Annotated in this window: 14 protein-coding genes and 13 tRNA genes; 26 read left to right on the top strand and 1 reads right to left on the bottom strand. The window is 37.4% G+C overall.

The window, feature by feature from the left end; translation table 11 throughout:
• The first annotated feature begins 192 nt into the window (after positions 1-192).
• The 6 genes from EDD72_RS10680 to EDD72_RS10655 all read left to right on the top strand — a co-directional run bounded on the left by EDD72_RS10680 (position 193) and on the right by EDD72_RS10655 (position 6,261).
• Positions 193-609, top strand: coding sequence for a hypothetical protein (locus EDD72_RS10680; RefSeq protein ID WP_132770133.1), 417 nt, complete (start codon positions 193-195; stop codon positions 607-609).
• Between the two features lie 11 nt (positions 610-620).
• Positions 621-1,790, top strand: coding sequence for an alanine racemase (alr, locus tag EDD72_RS10675; RefSeq protein WP_132770131.1), 1,170 nt, complete (start codon positions 621-623; stop codon positions 1,788-1,790).
• 4 nt (positions 1,791-1,794) lie between these two features.
• Positions 1,795-3,174 (top strand): Na+/H+ antiporter NhaC family protein, encoded by a 1,380-nt coding sequence (locus EDD72_RS10670; RefSeq protein WP_132770129.1) that lies wholly within the window; start codon positions 1,795-1,797, stop codon positions 3,172-3,174.
• Positions 3,175-3,325: 151 nt separating this feature from the next.
• A complete protein-coding gene (locus EDD72_RS10665) occupies positions 3,326-3,577 on the top strand; it encodes a CopG family ribbon-helix-helix protein (protein WP_132770143.1) in 252 nt (83 codons plus the stop codon).
• Positions 3,578-3,580: 3 nt separating this feature from the next.
• Positions 3,581-3,931: a type II toxin-antitoxin system PemK/MazF family toxin gene (locus EDD72_RS10660; protein ID WP_132770127.1), complete on the top strand. Its 351-nt coding sequence runs from the start codon at positions 3,581-3,583 to the stop codon at positions 3,929-3,931.
• Between the two features lie 161 nt (positions 3,932-4,092).
• Positions 4,093-6,261, top strand: coding sequence for a Tex family protein (locus tag EDD72_RS10655; RefSeq protein ID WP_132770125.1), 2,169 nt, complete (start codon positions 4,093-4,095; stop codon positions 6,259-6,261).
• A 30-nt stretch (positions 6,262-6,291) separates the two neighbouring features.
• Here the strand turns inward: EDD72_RS10655 and cmpA are convergent, their stop codons facing one another.
• Positions 6,292-6,423, bottom strand: a complete 132-nt coding sequence (cmpA, locus tag EDD72_RS10650; RefSeq protein ID WP_132770123.1) for a cortex morphogenetic protein CmpA — start codon at positions 6,421-6,423, stop codon at positions 6,292-6,294.
• 90 nt (positions 6,424-6,513) lie between these two features.
• Here cmpA and EDD72_RS10645 point away from each other — a divergent pair, with 90 nt between their 5' ends.
• The 20 genes from EDD72_RS10645 (at position 6,514) to EDD72_RS10550 (ending at position 15,570) form a co-directional block, all read left to right on the top strand.
• Positions 6,514-6,969 carry a SprT family protein gene (locus EDD72_RS10645; protein ID WP_132770121.1) on the top strand — a complete coding sequence of 152 codons (456 nt, stop codon included), beginning with the start codon at positions 6,514-6,516 and terminating at the stop codon, positions 6,967-6,969.
• A gap of 90 nt (positions 6,970-7,059) precedes the next feature.
• Positions 7,060-7,135 (top strand) — tRNA-Asn (locus EDD72_RS10640).
• Between the two features lie 3 nt (positions 7,136-7,138).
• Positions 7,139-7,229 (top strand) — tRNA-Ser (locus EDD72_RS10635).
• Between the two features lie 8 nt (positions 7,230-7,237).
• A tRNA-Glu gene (locus EDD72_RS10630) sits at positions 7,238-7,312 on the top strand.
• Between the two features lie 218 nt (positions 7,313-7,530).
• Positions 7,531-7,606: transfer RNA gene (locus EDD72_RS10625), tRNA-Val, on the top strand.
• Positions 7,607-7,615: 9 nt separating this feature from the next.
• Positions 7,616-7,692 (top strand) — tRNA-Asp (locus EDD72_RS10620).
• A gap of 74 nt (positions 7,693-7,766) precedes the next feature.
• Positions 7,767-7,842 (top strand) — tRNA-His (locus EDD72_RS10615).
• A gap of 9 nt (positions 7,843-7,851) precedes the next feature.
• A tRNA-Gln gene (locus tag EDD72_RS10610) sits at positions 7,852-7,926 on the top strand.
• Positions 7,927-7,933: 7 nt separating this feature from the next.
• Positions 7,934-8,009, top strand: a tRNA-Lys gene (locus tag EDD72_RS10605).
• A gap of 9 nt (positions 8,010-8,018) precedes the next feature.
• A tRNA-Leu gene (locus tag EDD72_RS10600) sits at positions 8,019-8,102 on the top strand.
• Positions 8,103-8,260: 158 nt separating this feature from the next.
• A tRNA-Leu gene (locus EDD72_RS10595) sits at positions 8,261-8,346 on the top strand.
• A 34-nt stretch (positions 8,347-8,380) separates the two neighbouring features.
• Positions 8,381-8,457 (top strand) — tRNA-Arg (locus tag EDD72_RS10590).
• A 10-nt stretch (positions 8,458-8,467) separates the two neighbouring features.
• Positions 8,468-8,544, top strand: a tRNA-Pro gene (locus EDD72_RS10585).
• A 24-nt stretch (positions 8,545-8,568) separates the two neighbouring features.
• A tRNA-Gly gene (locus tag EDD72_RS10580) sits at positions 8,569-8,642 on the top strand.
• Between the two features lie 251 nt (positions 8,643-8,893).
• Positions 8,894-10,057: an iron-containing alcohol dehydrogenase gene (locus EDD72_RS10575; protein WP_132770119.1), complete on the top strand. Its 1,164-nt coding sequence runs from the start codon at positions 8,894-8,896 to the stop codon at positions 10,055-10,057.
• A gap of 245 nt (positions 10,058-10,302) precedes the next feature.
• A complete protein-coding gene (gene tsaE, locus EDD72_RS10570) occupies positions 10,303-10,779 on the top strand; it encodes a tRNA (adenosine(37)-N6)-threonylcarbamoyltransferase complex ATPase subunit type 1 TsaE (RefSeq protein ID WP_132770141.1) in 477 nt (158 codons plus the stop codon).
• Entirely contained in the window at positions 10,760-11,476 is a 717-nt protein-coding gene (gene tsaB, locus EDD72_RS10565; RefSeq protein ID WP_132770118.1) for a tRNA (adenosine(37)-N6)-threonylcarbamoyltransferase complex dimerization subunit type 1 TsaB, read from the top strand. The genes tsaE and tsaB overlap by 20 nt, the downstream gene beginning before the upstream one ends.
• A gap of 9 nt (positions 11,477-11,485) precedes the next feature.
• Complete coding sequence (gene rimI / locus EDD72_RS10560; RefSeq protein ID WP_132770116.1) at positions 11,486-11,938, top strand: ribosomal protein S18-alanine N-acetyltransferase; 453 nt, start codon at positions 11,486-11,488, stop codon at positions 11,936-11,938.
• Positions 11,935-13,011 (top strand): tRNA (adenosine(37)-N6)-threonylcarbamoyltransferase complex transferase subunit TsaD, encoded by a 1,077-nt coding sequence (gene tsaD, locus EDD72_RS10555; protein ID WP_132770115.1) that lies wholly within the window; start codon positions 11,935-11,937, stop codon positions 13,009-13,011. The genes rimI and tsaD overlap by 4 nt, the downstream gene beginning before the upstream one ends.
• Positions 13,012-13,416: 405 nt before the next feature.
• Positions 13,417-15,570, top strand: a complete 2,154-nt coding sequence (locus tag EDD72_RS10550; RefSeq protein ID WP_165895063.1) for a PAS domain S-box protein — start codon at positions 13,417-13,419, stop codon at positions 15,568-15,570.
• The last annotated feature ends 33 nt before the right edge of the window (positions 15,571-15,603 follow it).

Here is a 15,603-nt window from a genome sequence, read left to right as displayed (position 1 = left end):
TAAATAAGATAAGAATCTTAGAAAATGATGAGCAAAAAAAGACAAATCCCAACTCAAATGAAGCATTTGAGTTGGGGTTTGTCGACAGTCTGAGGCGGAATTATTCCGCCTCTTTTTTTAGTCTGTAGATTGAAATCAATTTAAAAAAAGACTAAGATTGTTCTAGAAAAGGATAGGACAAGGTGAGAGTATATGGATATTTTATTTGAAGAAAGACCATCCTATTTGACTTTATTAACAAGAAAATCATCTCTTCATAAAACCATAGAGACGATTATTTTTATCGTGTTCGTAGTCGTTTTGGCTTTTGTCTATGGATTTACGAGCTCATTTTTTAAGGTCGGAGTATTAATCAGTGCTGGAGTCGTTTTATTTTTGTCTCCTGTTGCTTATTCATGGATTGTTCGCCCTCAATATATTTTAACGGAAACAGAACTTATCATTAAAAAGATGAATCAGAAGACAAGTGTTCCCTACGCTCGGATCGAAGATGCTTATGATTTGCGTTTTATATTTAAAATCAATGGGGAAAAAGAGGTTTTGAGTGTATCTGATGCCTTCATTGATGAACTTAATGAGCGACTTTACCAATTCAAGCTGAAGAAATAGAGGTGTATTAGATGAATGTACCCTATTACCGGCCGACAGTGGCAGAAATAAATCTTGATGCGATGACGGATAATATTCTTTTTTTTCGAAACCATCTTCCAAAGCAGGTAGAAATTATGGCTGTCGTAAAAGCCAATGCTTATGGTCACGGTGTTATACCAGTTGTACATCATCTTCAATCAATTGGAATTCGGAACTTCGCAGTTGCCTTTATCGACGAAGCGATTCAACTACGAAAAGCAGGGGTTGTAGATCGGATTCTTATTTTAGGGCATACGCCTGTAGAAGCAATCGAAGAAGCATTTCGTTATGATATTCGGGTTACTGTTTTTACGAAGGATGTATTAGAACGGATTAATCAAATTGGCGAGAAGCTGAGGAAACCATTAAAAGTCCATCTAAAGATTGAAACCGGGATGGGACGGATTGGGGTATATCCTGAAGATGTAAACTCTTATTATGAAATCATTCGTTCTTCTCCTTGGATTGAACTAGAAGGGGTATTCACTCATTTTGCAACGGCAGATGAAAAGGATAAGGGGTTCACAAGACTTCAATATCAACGATTTATTGAAGCCGTTCATTTGATTGAAAAATTTCAAGAAATCCCAATCATCCACATATCCAATAGCGCGGCGATGATTGATCTACCCGATTTACCGCAAAATATGGTGAGATTAGGGATTAGTTTATATGGTATGCTACCATCAGATGAAGTCGGAATTCGTCCACAACAATTAAAACCCGTGATGACATTAAAAACAAAGATCAGTTTTATAAAAAAAGTAAATCCAGGGCAAACCATCAGTTATGGAGCTACTTATAAAGTAGAGAAAAAATCGATTGTCGCTACAATACCAATCGGTTACGCAGATGGTTTTCCACGAGGATTATCAAATAAAGGGTATGTTCTTATTCATGGTAAAAAGGCACCGATCCTTGGGCGGGTTTGTATGGATCAAACAATGGTTGATGTTACGGAGATACCTAATGTGAAAGAAGGCGATGAAGTGGTTATTTACGGAGAGCAACAAGGTTCTGTACTCCGTATGGATGACCATGCGAAACTGTTAGAAACGATTAATTATGAATTAGCAACATCGGTAGGTTATCGCATACCACGTGTTTATTATAAGAATGGTCAAATCATCAAAATTAGTCATTATTTGTTAGGCAGATGAAGTGATGAAATCGAATACTTCCATTCCATTTATCGCAGCCATCATTCCGATTTTACTAACAGTTTCTTTTCTAGTAATGAGTGTATTTCTTTTTAAACTCCCTTTATATATACCATTATTATTTGGCTATGTTCTCTCATTAGGTATCGCTTTTTACTATCATAAGAGACTGAAAGAATTCATCCTTTCCTCTTACCAGGGGATCAAATCAATCTTTATGATTGTTATTATCATGATCCTTATTGGAGTTTTAATTGCCATTTGGTCAAGTAGTGGAACCATTGATGCTTTAGTTTATTATGGTTTAGCGATTATTCGTCCTAAATACTTGGTTGTTATTAGTTTTCTTGTTAGTTCAATGGTTTCAATGCTATTAGGGACTTCGGTAGGAACAATGAGTACAGTAGGAGTAGCCTTTATGGGAATTGCTCATCGTTTAGGGATTAATCCGTCTCTTGTCGCGGGAGCATTAGTATCTGGTGCTTTTGTAGGAGATCGAACAAGCCCTCTTTCCTCTGCTCAACAAATGAATACGATTATTACAAAAACTGATTATCATGAGAATCTAAAGGAATTGTTGAAAACTTTAATTCCTGCCATGGTCATTACAACCATTATTTATTTTTTATTAAAAAATGGAATGGAGTTACATGGATCAAACCTTGTGGAAGGTGCTCGCTTAAAAATTAAAGCGATGCATCCAGTTCTCTCGCCAATACTGTTACTACCGCCAATCGGTATCCTTATATTTGCTATTTTTCGTATACCTACAAAAACAAATTTTTTATTTGGGATTATAAGTGGTGCAATTCTTGCATATTTATATCAAGGACAATCATGGAATAATCTAATGAAGTATGGGATATTTGGCTATTCGTATAACGGTTCTTTGTATGGCGGAGGACTGAATATGTTAAACCAAGTATTTCTTATTTTTGTCGCGGGGGCGTTTTTAGGGGTGCTAGAGGCATCTGGTATACTAGCTACCATTTTGAAAAGGTTGATCGACTCCCTGACCACTCCATTATCCTTAGTAGGAAAAACGATGGTGGTTAGTATTTTGTCGGCAATTCTATCATCGACACAGGCAATGGCGATTATTGTCCCTGGTAAAGTCTTATATGAGCATTATCAAAGATTTCAGCTTAAACCAGAGCTATTAAATCGGATAATTTCTGATTCTGGAATGGTTGTTGCTGGACTTATTCCATGGAATTTAAATGCAATACTTTTGGCAGTTGCTCTTAATATTTCAGTTTTGGATTATTTACCCTATGCATACCTTTTAATCATTTTACCTATTTTAAGTTATTTCCAATATCATTTTTTCGAACAAAAAAAGGAAAAAACTAACGGAAGGAATTTTGCCAAAAACAACGAATAATTGATATAATAAGGTTATTGTTTTTATCCAATATTTCAAAGTATAATTTTGCATGGTTTTCGACATAATGGTATTATGAAAAAAAAGGAATAATGAATGTGTTGTTTGATTTTAGGTGGGGGTGCAAAGAGTGTCCAATACGAAACGAATTATGATCAGCTTACCTCAAAACCTACTACAAGAGGTAGATGGAGTAGCAAAAAAAGAAAAATCAAACCGTAGTGAACTCATTCGTGAGGCAATGAAGCTATATTTAAAAGAAAGAAGAAAACAAACGATCCGGGAAAGTATGCAAAAAGGGTATATGGAAATGGCAAAAATTAATTTGAATCTTGCCTCAGAATCCTTTTTATTAGAAGAAGAAGCCGATACTGCTTTAGACCGCTTAGTAAGCGGGGTGTAACATTTGATTGTAAAACGTGGCGACGTTTTTTTTGCGGATCTATCCCCTGTAGTAGGATCAGAACAAGGTGGGGTACGCCCTGTCCTAGTCATTCAAAATAACATAGGGAATCGTTTTAGTCCGACAGTGATCGTCGCAGCCATAACGGCCCAAATCCAAAAGGCAAAGTTACCGACCCATGTGGAGATTGATGCTAAGCAATATGGATTGGAACGTGACTCTGTCATTTTATTAGAACAAATTCGAACGATAGATAAACAAAGGCTTACAGATAAGATTACCCATCTAGATGATGAAATGATGGCGAAAATTAATGAAGGAATTCAAATTAGCCTAGGTTTAATCGATTTTTGATACGAAAGAGGGGTTTGCAGAAACCCTCTTTTTCTATGCAAACAGAAGTTGGGAATCAGAAGTCAGAGGTCAGAAGTCTCGAAGAAATGGGCAATATCCGATTGTTTGGTGAAATGAAGAGAGCTTCAACTAGAAGCTTTTTTTGATATGAGGGGGAAAATATGGACTCATTGGAATTTATCATAAGACAAGTCGTAGAGGAATTACAATTAAGGGAACAGCAGGTAAGACAAGTACTTCATCTACTTGATGATGGGAATACCATTCCGTTTATTGCTCGTTATCGAAAAGAAATGACAGGTGGTTTAGATGAAGAAAAGTTACGACAAATTGAAGAACGATCAAACTATTTAAAAGCGTTACATGAGCGCAAACAAGAAGTGCTTCGTTTGATTGGTGAACAAGGAAAATTAACAGGGGATTTGCAGAAAGAAATCGAACGAGCAACAAAATTACAACAGGTGGAAGATCTCTATCGTCCATTTAAACCAAAGAGAAAGACTAGAGCGAGTGTGGCCAAAGAAAAAGGGTTAGAGCCATTTGCTATTGCTATGCTTGATCCAATGAAAATTAATCAGATTGAAAAGATTGCTATTAGCTATCTCGCCCCTGAGAAAGAGCTATATACGACTGAAAATGTGATTCAAGGGGGTAAAGATATTATCGCTGAAATGATTTCGGATGATCCAAGCGTACGGCAATGGATACGGGCTTATACTACAGATCATGGGATTATCGAGGTTCAGGCTAAGGATAAGGAACAAGAAAGCGTTTATGAAATGTATTATGACTATAAGGAGCCTATCAAACAAATTCGGCATCATCGAGTATTAGCCATTAATCGAGGCGAAAAAGAAGATATGTTAAAAGTAAGAATTGTACTTGATGAAGAGCCGATCTATCAAGGCATCGCACGAAAGTTTAAACCTTTCCATCTATTTAAGATGATCCCAACGATTGTAAGAGAGATCATTGAGGATAGTTATAAGCGTCTAATCGCACCTGCGGTGGAAAGAGAAGTAAGACAAGTCTTAACAGAAAAAGCCGAAGATCAAGCGATCCATATTTTTGCATCCAATTTGCGGCAATTATTACTACAACCGCCGATCAAAGGGAAAATGGTATTGGGAATTGACCCTGCTTACCGAACTGGTTGTAAATTGGCCGTTGTTGATCCAATTGGAAATGTGAAAGATATTCGAGTGATTTATCCGACTCCACCACAAAATAAGATTGAAGAATCAAAAAAGGTATTAAGAGATTTAGTAGATCGTTATGGGATCGAGATTTTTGTGATAGGAAATGGTACGGCTTCTCGGGAAACAGAACAATTCGTAGCTGATTTTATTCGAGAATCTAGTGAAAATCTTGCTTATATCATTATTAGTGAGGCAGGTGCTAGTGTTTATTCTGCATCAGAAATAGCCCGTGAAGAATTTCCTGATCTTGATGTTTCTGAACGAAGTGCGATTTCAATTGCTCGGAGACTACAGGATCCTTTAGCAGAACTTGTCAAAATCGAACCGAAATCTGTCGGAGTAGGCCAATATCAACATGACGTAACGCAAAAGAAACTTGAAGAAAGCTTGAAAAATGTTGTCGAATCCGTAGTAAACTATGTCGGGGTAGATGCCAATACAGCATCGGTTTCTTTATTACAGTACATTTCGGGAATGAACAAAACAGTGGCCAAAAATTTAGTGGCTTATCGAGAAAAAAATGGCCAGTTTAAAAGCCGCGAAGATTTAAAAAAGGTTCCTCGTTTTGGAGCCAAAACCTATGAACAAGCAATCGGTTTTCTCCGGATTGATGGGTTAAATCCTTTGGATAAAACATCGATTCATCCAGAGTCTTATGAAGCGACTTATGCTTTATTGGATTCGCTAGGTATTCCTAAGGAAGAAATCGGAACGCCGACATTAAAAGAACGGATTTCGAAAATTGATCTGAAGAACATGAGTGAAAAGTTAGGAATTGGACTGCTAACCCTTGAAGATATCGTTGAAAATTTAATTCGTCCTGTTCGAGATCCTCGTGATGATTTACCAAAACCAATCTTCCATAAAGATGTACTGAAAATTGAAGATCTGAAAACAGGAATGAGGTTAAAAGGTACAGTTCGAAACATTGTGGATTTTGGCGTTTTTGTTGATATTGGCGTGAAAGAAGACGGACTTGTTCATATCTCGGAATTAAGTGATCAATATGTGAAACATCCATTAGATGTCGTATCCGTTGGTGATATTGTTGATGTATGGGTACTACAGACGGATGTGAAACGCAAAAGAATTAGCCTCACAATGAAGCCAAGTCGTCTATCGATTAATTGAAAAGATAAAGGCTAATGCCCTTGTATGGTATTAGCCTAGATTTTTTTCTTTATTTTTTTCCTTTTCAAGAAAGGTAAACCAAAAATCATTTAATAATTTAATACGATACTTATCTTTAAAATAAAAGGCTTGGGAGAATTGACGGCGTAACCAATCAGGCATCATGATCCCTCTCTATAAGATTGATTCAAGATATTCTATGTAAAAACGTAAACCTAGGTTCTTATTTTTGACGAAGCAGGGTGAAAGTTAATGGAACAAAAAGAACTACAAAAATTGGTAGAGCAAATTTCGCTCAAATATTTTTCTCTCCCTTTCTTACATCAAGCAACTTTTAATCCAAGATTGAAAACAACAGGTGGAAGATACCTTACAAAGAGCCATCATCTTGAATTCAATCGCAAATCGTATGAGCAGTATGGAATAGAAGAATTAGTTCAAATCATTAAACATGAATTATGCCATTATCATTTGCACTTACAGGGCAAGGGATACAAACATAAAGATCGAGAATTTAAACAATGTTTAGAACAGACGGGAGGAAGTCGTTATTCAAAACCTTTAGTAAAAAGTAATGAAAGACCTTATCGTTACCGTCTTATTTGCCAAAAATGTGGACAAACATATCTTCGTAAATATAAAATTAAACTAAATCGTTATCGATGTGGAAAGTGTAAAGGTCCATTAATGATGAAAAAAATCGATTGATATATAAACTAAAAAAATATCGGGCAAGTATTGACAATCTAAACTTGGATATGATAAATTATAAAAGTCGCTATTGCAATGAAATATTGTTCCTCGTTAGCTCAGTCGGTAGAGCACTCGGCTGTTAACCGAGTTGTCGCAGGTTCGAGTCCTGCACGAGGAGCCATTCGGAGAGATACTCAAGAGGCCGAAGAGGACGGTTTGCTAAACCGTTAGTGGGTGAATGCCCAGCGAGGGTTCGAATCCCTCTCTCTCCGCCATTTTCTACGGCCCGTTGGTCAAGTGGTTAAGACACCGCCCTTTCACGGCGGTAACAGGGGTTCGAATCCCCTACGGGTCACCATCCTTGCGATACTTCGATCAAGGGATTCGAAACCAGCTTGTGACAGCAAGCGTGGGGACGTCGGAGACACGAAGAGCAAGGAGAAAAGCGACGCAGCGATTCGATGTCGTAGTCACGAACGAAGTGAGTGTATCCCCTACGGGTCACCATAAAATAGATCTGAGGCTAAAGGAAAACATTCAATCTGACATCCGATTTCTGACATCTGAAAACCGTTTGGACGATTAGCTCAGCTGGGAGAGCACCTGCCTTACAAGCAGGGGGTCGGCGGTTCGATCCCGTCATCGTCCACCATTTATACTTGGAGCTGTGGTGTAGAGGCCTAACATGCCTGCCTGTCACGCAGGAGACCGCGGGTTCGAATCCCGTCAGCTCCGCCATAAAATAGCTTAAACAGTTAGAAATCGACTAATGGAAAAATAAGATGGTCAATTTCTGAATGATTTATACTATGGCGGCCGTGGCGAAGTGGTTAACGCACCGGATTGTGGCTCCGGCACGCATGGGTTCGATCCCCATCGGTCGCCCCATTATCATATTGGGCTATAGCCAAGCGGTAAGGCAACGGACTTTGACTCCGTCATGCGTAGGTTCGAATCCTACTAGCCCAGCCATTTTCGTGAGCCATTAGCTCAGCAGGTAGAGCACCTGACTTTTAATCAGGGTGTCACAGGTTCGAATCCTGTATGGCTCACCATTTTTATTTGCGGGTGTGGCGGAATTGGCAGACGCACTAGACTTAGGATCTAGCGCCTTTGGCGTGGGGGTTCGACTCCCTTCACCCGCACCATTAGCCACTAAATTCAATATCGAGTTACTTCCTAATAGATGTGTTTTGTAATCTTTTTGAATTATTGGTAAAAAATGATTGACTATCTCCTATTGACATTGAATATCAATCATGTTATCATATTCTTTGTCGCTGATAAATGTTTGCTTTACCAAGATGCGGTCGTGGTGGAATTGGCAGACACGCTATCTTGAGGGGGTAGTGATCTTCGATCGTGCGAGTTCGAGTCTCGCCGACCGCACCATCATATAAACAATATCTAATTTTTAACAAAATACGCGTCCTTAGCTCAGCTGGATAGAGTGTCTGACTACGAATCAGAAGGTCGGGAGTTCGAATCTCTCAGGACGCGCCATTTATATTTACGGGATGTGGCTCAGCTTGGTAGAGCACCTGGTTTGGGACCAGGGGGTCGCAGGTTCGAATCCTGTCATCCCGACCAGCAATTGAATAAGAACGTAAGTAAGCGGGTGTAGTTCAATGGTAGAACTCCAGCCTTCCAAGCTGGCGGCGTGGGTTCGATTCCCATCACCCGCTCCATTTATTTTTAGGAACATATATAGTTTCCATATTCACTGAAAATAAGCTATAATAATTGTAAGTACCCGATGGGTGCTTTTTTACCGTATAGGAAAGTTTAACTTCATTAAATTAATAATGCAAAGTTAAACTTGAACTATCGGCATAAAAAACTTCCGCTAAAGAAGGACTCGACTACTTCTTCGAAAGGACTTCGATGGAAGTTTTTTTATATGTACAAAATTTAATTTGGATTGGAGTGGTACATAATAATGGATAACTTTATATTTTATAATCCAACGAAAATTCTCTTTGGTAAAGATCAAGTGAAGAATGTAGGAAGAGAAACAGTAAAATTCGGTAAAACTGTTTTGGTCGTAACTGGTGGTGGAAGTGTTAAACGTTCTGGACTGTTTGATCAGGTAATAGGACTACTCAAAAAAGAAGGATTAACCATTCATGAACTAGCTGGAGTTGAACCAAATCCTCGACTTACTACCGTTAAAAAAGGGATCGAGATTTGTAAAAAAGAAAATGTAGATATTGTATTAGCTGTGGGTGGAGGAAGTGTGTTAGATGCTTCGAAAGCCATTTGCGCAGGTGCAAAGTATGATGGTGATGTTTGGGATTTCTATTCGGGAAAAGCAACGATTCAAGACGCATTACCTCTTGGAACAGTATTAACATTAGCTGCTACAGGTTCTGAGATGAATGGAAATTCGGTTGTAACAAATTGGGAAACACAAGAAAAAATAGGGGTAGGAAGTCCTTTCCTCTATCCTAAATTTTCAGTTCTTGATCCAACGTATACCTATTCTGTTCCAAAAGATCAAACCGTTTATGGGATTGTTGATATTATGGCGCATGTTTTTGAACAATACTTTAGCCATACACCGAATACACCTTTGCAAGATCAGATTAGTGAATCCATTTTAAGAACCGTGATCGAACAAGCACCTATTGTCATTGAAAACCCAAATGATTATGATGCAAGAGCTAATATCTTGTTAGCGGGAACCCTTGCTTTAAATGGATTAATTCGTATAGGCAAAGAAACTGATTGGGCAACTCATGGTATTGAGCATGAAGTAAGCGCCATTTATGATATTCCTCATGGGGGCGGATTAGCGATTATCTTCCCTAACTGGATGAAATATGTGTATGAAGAGAATATTGAGAAATTCAAACAATATGCAATCCGTGTGTGGAATGTCTCCACTGAAGGGAAGTCAGATCGGGAGATTGCTCTTGAAGGAATTGCAAGAACAAGAGAATTCTTTAATTCTATTGGTGCTCCTGCAACCCTTCGTGATTATAATATTGGTGATGAAAATATTGAAGTCATGGCAAAAAAAGCAACTCGTGACGGTACGATAGGCGGGTTTAAGAAACTAACAGAAAATGATGTGAAAAACATTCTAATGATGTGCTTATAATCTGTCAGCCAGACAGAGATCATACTTCTGTGTTAGGCTTGTAGTACAATCATACTACAGGCCTTTTTTTTGGATTTGCACATATTTAAACGCCTAAATTGATTTCTTTCAAACCTTAGATTTTGAATCCTTAGCAAAAGGAAGAAAGATATGGTAAAATGAAATACTGTATATTAGCTTCAGTAAAAAATAGCAAAGACTTGGAAAAATATTAGAAATAAATGATTCAAAGGATGAAGAAAAGCATGAATCCTTACCAGATGATTACGAACAATATAAATGAAACACAAGAAATCGCTAAGCGATTGGCAAAATATCTGAAACCGGGTAATGTCATTACATTAGAAGGTGATCTTGGTGCTGGAAAGACGAGTTTTACGCAAGGTTTGGCAAAAGGCCTAGAAATACAACAGACCGTCAATAGTCCAACATTCAACATCATTAAAGAATATCAAGGTCGGTTACCTTTATATCACATGGATGTGTATCGTTTAGAGGATGAACATGAGGATTTAGGATTTGAAGAGTATTTTTTTGGCGAAGGAGTTACTGTCGTAGAATGGGCAGAAAACATTCGGGAATTTCTCCCAAAAGAGTTATTAAATATTAAAATTTCCCGATTAGAAGCTGAAAATCGACGATTGATTCAGTTTGAACCAATTGGCGACCAATATCGAGAGTTGTGCAAGGAGTTTTTCCAACATGAAAATATTAGCACTTGATACTTCCACGTCAGTCATGGGTGTTGCACTATTAGATGATCAAAAGGTATATGGCGAAATCACGACAAATGTAAAGACAAACCATTCCGTTCGCTTAATGCCATCGATTGAACTATTGTTTCAAGAAGTAGATTGGAAACCAGAAGAAATTGATTTGGTTGCAATCGCACAAGGTCCTGGTTCTTATACGGGAGTAAGAATCGGTGTCACCACTGCCAAAACATTGGCTTGGTCGTTAAATAAACCAATCATAGGAATCTCAACATTAGAGGCAATGGCCTATCAAAACAAGGAATTTAAAGGTTTGATCTCCCCAATGATCGATGCAAGAAGGGGACAAGTTTATACAGGATTATACCAAAAGCAACAGACGGAATGGAAAAATCTTGAAGTTGATCGAATCATCTTGCTTACAGATTGGCTAGAAAGATTAAGAGAAAGAGACGAACAAGTTCTGTTTGTCGGTGATGATGTAACACTCCATCAGGAAAAGATCAAGGAGGCTTTAGGAGAAAAAGCAGTAATCAGTGAACCTCCATTTGGAATTCCACGTCCAAGTATAATAGGTTACTTAGCGAAAAAGGAATATGAGCGTGGTCGTGTAGATAATGTGTTTGACTTTGTACCAGAATACTTACAGTTAGCGGAAGCGGAAGTGAAATGGCTTGAAAAACAAAAGAAGCAAAGCTCTACATAGGTGAAGATAATGGATATGGATCGAATTCAAATTCGGAGAGCGACGATTGATGATATTGACCAAATTTGGCGTGTAGAACAATTATCCTTTCCAACTCCATGGTCTCGACAAGCCTTTTTCAGTGAATTAACAAACAATCAGTATGCATACTATTTTGTTTTGGAATTCGATGAAAGAATTGTTGGATATGTTGGAATGTGGTTAATTTTTGATGAGGCTCATATTACCAACGTTGCCATTTCTCCAGAGGTTAGGGGAATGAAATTAGGTGAATTACTGATGAGATATTTAATGGCCACTGCCAAAGGATTAGGGGCCAATCGTATGACACTAGAAGTACGCATATCCAATCACATTGCCATCTCACTTTATAAAAAACTCGGGTTCAAAGAAGAAGGAATACGCAAAAATTATTATGCAGATACCTTTGAAGATGCGATCATTATGTGGGTGAATTTATGAATAAACATTGGAATGAAATCATCAAGGAAAAGAAAGAAAAAGTTTTAAGTGGAGATTTAGAATATCCAATAAGGATCTTAGCAATTGAAACCAGTTGTGATGAAACGTCTGTTGCGATCGTTGAAGACGGACAACGGATTCTATCAAATGTGGTATCATCGCAGATCGACATCCATAAACGTTTTGGTGGAGTTGTACCTGAAGTTGCATCACGGAAACATGTGGAAGGAATCAATTATATTTTAGAAGAGGCTTTACAAGAAGCAAACCTTTCCTTGGATGAGATCGATGCGATCGCTGTCACTTATGGTCCTGGATTAATTGGGGCGTTATTAGTGGGATTATCTGCAGCTAAAGCGATTGCATTTGCAAAAGGAATACCTCTAATCGGTGTTCATCATATTGCAGGACATATTTACGCCAATCAGTTAGTAACGCCAATGAAATTTCCGCTTATTGCATTAGTTGTATCAGGAGGGCATACTGAACTCGTTTATATGAGAGATCACTTGGAATTTGAAGTGTTAGGAGAAACAAGGGACGATGCCGCTGGGGAAGCATACGATAAAGTAGCGCGGGCATTACATCTTCCATATCCTGGTGGTCCTCATATCGACCGATTAGCAAAGCAAGGGAAACCGATTATTCCTTTACCAAGAGCCTTAATGGACGAACCCTATGACTTTAGTTTTAGCGGTCTTAAGTCGGCTGTGATCAACACCTTACACAATGCTGCTAGGCGAAGCGAAGTCATTAAAAAGGAAGATATGGCTGCTAGTTTTCAAGAAGCTGTTGTTGATGTACTGGTAGAAAAAACTTTCCGAGCAATCGTTGATAAGGATATAAAACATTTAGTTTTAGCTGGAGGAGTGGCGGCAAATAGTGAATTAAGACGAAGACTAACGGAAAAAGCAAATGAATTGGACGTTTCTTTAACGATTCCTCCCTTATCACTTTGTACAGATAATGCAGCGATGATTGCCAGTGTTGCTTATTATGCCTATATAAAAGGAAAGTGGAGCCAATTAGACTTAAATAGTATTGCTAGTTTACCGTTATCCACAAATAATTAGAAATCACAAGACTTATCCAAAAAGGATAGGTCTTTTTTTTTAACCAATAAGAAAGATAAGATTTTTGGGAACAAGCACACGGACAACGTAACACGTTGGAATATACGAACCAAATATGGGTTGTATGTTCTTCATCCAAGCCAGTAATACATACTTATTTTGTGGTTTTGGAAGAAACAAACCGGGGAATTTGTGAATAGTGTTAAAAAAGTTATCAACAACCTGTTAATAAGTATAGAGAAAATTGTGATGTGAAAGGAGAAAAGAAGTGAATTCTGTTGATAAAATTGTTGATATGTTGATATTCAAAAAATTTCATTTATTTGAAAGGATTTTTCGGAAACATAGAGAATTTGTAAGGGTACTCAAATTGACTTTCTTAGATTTGAAAGGGGTCAAATTTCTGTGAAAGAAAGGCTCAATGATATTTACGTTTACGTGGTTATGTTCCTCTTAGTACCGATGATTCTTCTTATCTTCTTTTTCTATTACGATAAAAACGATACATATCTTTCTCATGTGAAACAAACAGAGGCAGAGATGGCAGATATTTTATTATCAGAACAGGTGTATATGATGAATCAATTGGAAAAAAGTCCATTAATCATAAATGAAAAGCCAGAAGATATAATGAATTTTTCAAAAGCCTATGCTCATGGGATTCAAAAAATTTTGCTTGGAATTTCAAAAGAGGGACTTAATCATGGAGCCCTTGGAATTTATAGTTCATCAAAAGAGAAAGTTGTTTTACATCTTGGACTTAAGGAAATTTTGTCAATATTTTCCAATCCACTGATTCAATTGAACTTAGAATATAGGGGAACGGATCCTTTTTATACTGAGTTAAATGGTAAATTAGTGTATTTTGTACCGATTACTGAAAATGGCAGTGTTAAAGGATTCATTTATACTTATCATGTCGATGAACAAAAACAGACGGATCCTTATTTATTTGCGCTTATTTTTCTCATTGCTTTTGTGATTGCTATTTTGGGTGCAAAATGGGTCGATCTCAAAACAAAAAGACAAATCAATCAGTTAAAACAAGAATTACAAGCATTACAGAAGACAGGGGAACCATTAAGTATGCGGGATGATCGGTTTGGTGAGATTGCAAAATCCGTCAATCATATAAATGAAGATTTAACCTCAAGTTATAAAGTGATTAAATCGATCATTGATAATATCCCCTTTGGTATCGTCTATTATGATAAAAATGGTTTAGTTCAATCTGTAAATGAAGCTGCAATACAAATGACGGGTTTTACAAAAGAGGAAATTGAAAATTTTACAGTATCTGGTAATCTCTTGGGTGATACACAACATATCTTCTGGGAAACTTTACGATCTGGCGAGAGTTTTTTGGGATTTGAAAGTTTCTGTCCAACGAAAGACGGAAGGGAAATACCCGTTGTTACATCAACCAAACCGATCTATGATGAAGCAGGGGAATTATTAGGAATCGTCAGTTCGTTTATTGATATCTCAGAGCAAAGTCGATTGCAAAAGGTAGAACAACGATCAAAGATTATCTTAGATTCCATCTCAGATGGGGTGATCACGGTTGATAATCAAGGAATTATTATTAGTTTTAACCGTGGAGCCGAAGAAATGACAGATTTAAAGGCGGAACAAGTAATTGGAAAATCTTATGATGATCTTTTTATTAAGAAAAAAACGATTTTTACAAAATTAACCCTTACCCTAAGAAGTGGGTATGAATATACCAACCATAAAAAGAAGATTAAGACAGAAGATGGCAGAACAGTCCATTTAATCATTTCCACCAAGTTAATGAGAAATGAAAATGGAGAACAAATCGGTGCGGTAGGAATTTATAAAGATATTACTAAAGTCATCGAACTAGAAGAACAAATCCAAAGAGCAGATAAACTAGCGCTGATTGGAGAATTGGCAGCTGGAACTGCACATGAGATCCGAAATCCTTTAACCACGATTCAAGGGTTTATTCAACTATTAAAGTATGAACTAAAGGGGAATAATCAACAATATTTAGAGATCGTTCTTAAGGAAATTGCCCATATTAATGAGATCATTAAGGAAATGTTGCTTTTAGCAAAACCAAGTGCTCCACAAATGAAAACGGCATCATTAAACCAGATCATTAAAGATACTATCGGTTTTATGAACGCCGAAGGGCTGCTTTATAATGTGAAATTAGGAATGAAATTAGCCGATCAATTGCCATCGGTTGATTTAGACGAGCGCCAAATCAAACAGGTATTTATCAATTTAATTCGGAATTCAATCCAAGCCATGGATGACGGTGGTGAAGTCATCATTAAGACTTCGTACGATGAAATAAAGAGAGTGATCTATGTTTATGTGATTGATAATGGCGTAGGAATTTCCGAAGAAAATCTAGCAAAAATTTATGAACCTTTTTATACGACAAAAGAAACAGGGACTGGCTTAGGAATCCCGATTTCATGTAGAATTATGGAAAACCATGGGGGAACATTAGATATTCAAAGCAAACTTGGTGAGGGCACAAAAGTTACTTTATCTTTTCCCCTTGATAGGGATGATTCCTTCTAAACATGGGAAAAATAGAATTAGCTTGTTTAGAAG

Source organism: Tepidibacillus fermentans (assembly GCF_004342885.1).
GTDB classification, from domain to species: Bacteria; Bacillota; Bacilli; order Tepidibacillales; family Tepidibacillaceae; genus Tepidibacillus; species Tepidibacillus fermentans.
This window is presented reverse-complemented; position numbering and strand designations above follow the sequence as displayed.

What these genes read in the sequence shown, in the direction of transcription:
- EDD72_RS10680 (WP_132770133.1), top strand. Translation starts at nt 193, where the DNA reads ATGGATATTTTATTTGAAGAAAGACCATCCTATTTGACTTTATTAACA.
- alr (WP_132770131.1), top strand. Translation starts at nt 621, where the DNA reads ATGAATGTACCCTATTACCGGCCGACAGTGGCAGAAATAAATCTTGAT.
- EDD72_RS10670 (WP_132770129.1), top strand. Translation starts at nt 1,795, where the DNA reads ATGAAATCGAATACTTCCATTCCATTTATCGCAGCCATCATTCCGATT.
- EDD72_RS10665 (WP_132770143.1), top strand. Translation starts at nt 3,326, where the DNA reads ATGATCAGCTTACCTCAAAACCTACTACAAGAGGTAGATGGAGTAGCA.
- EDD72_RS10655 (WP_132770125.1), top strand. Translation starts at nt 4,093, where the DNA reads ATGGACTCATTGGAATTTATCATAAGACAAGTCGTAGAGGAATTACAA.
- cmpA (WP_132770123.1), bottom strand. Translation starts at nt 6,423, where the DNA reads ATGCCTGATTGGTTACGCCGTCAATTCTCCCAAGCCTTTTATTTTAAA.
- EDD72_RS10645 (WP_132770121.1), top strand. Translation starts at nt 6,514, where the DNA reads ATGGAACAAAAAGAACTACAAAAATTGGTAGAGCAAATTTCGCTCAAA.
- EDD72_RS10575 (WP_132770119.1), top strand. Translation starts at nt 8,894, where the DNA reads ATGGATAACTTTATATTTTATAATCCAACGAAAATTCTCTTTGGTAAA.
- tsaE (WP_132770141.1), top strand. Translation starts at nt 10,303, where the DNA reads ATGAATCCTTACCAGATGATTACGAACAATATAAATGAAACACAAGAA.
- tsaB (WP_132770118.1), top strand. Translation starts at nt 10,760, where the DNA reads ATGAAAATATTAGCACTTGATACTTCCACGTCAGTCATGGGTGTTGCA.
- rimI (WP_132770116.1), top strand. Translation starts at nt 11,486, where the DNA reads ATGGATATGGATCGAATTCAAATTCGGAGAGCGACGATTGATGATATT.
- tsaD (WP_132770115.1), top strand. Translation starts at nt 11,935, where the DNA reads ATGAATAAACATTGGAATGAAATCATCAAGGAAAAGAAAGAAAAAGTT.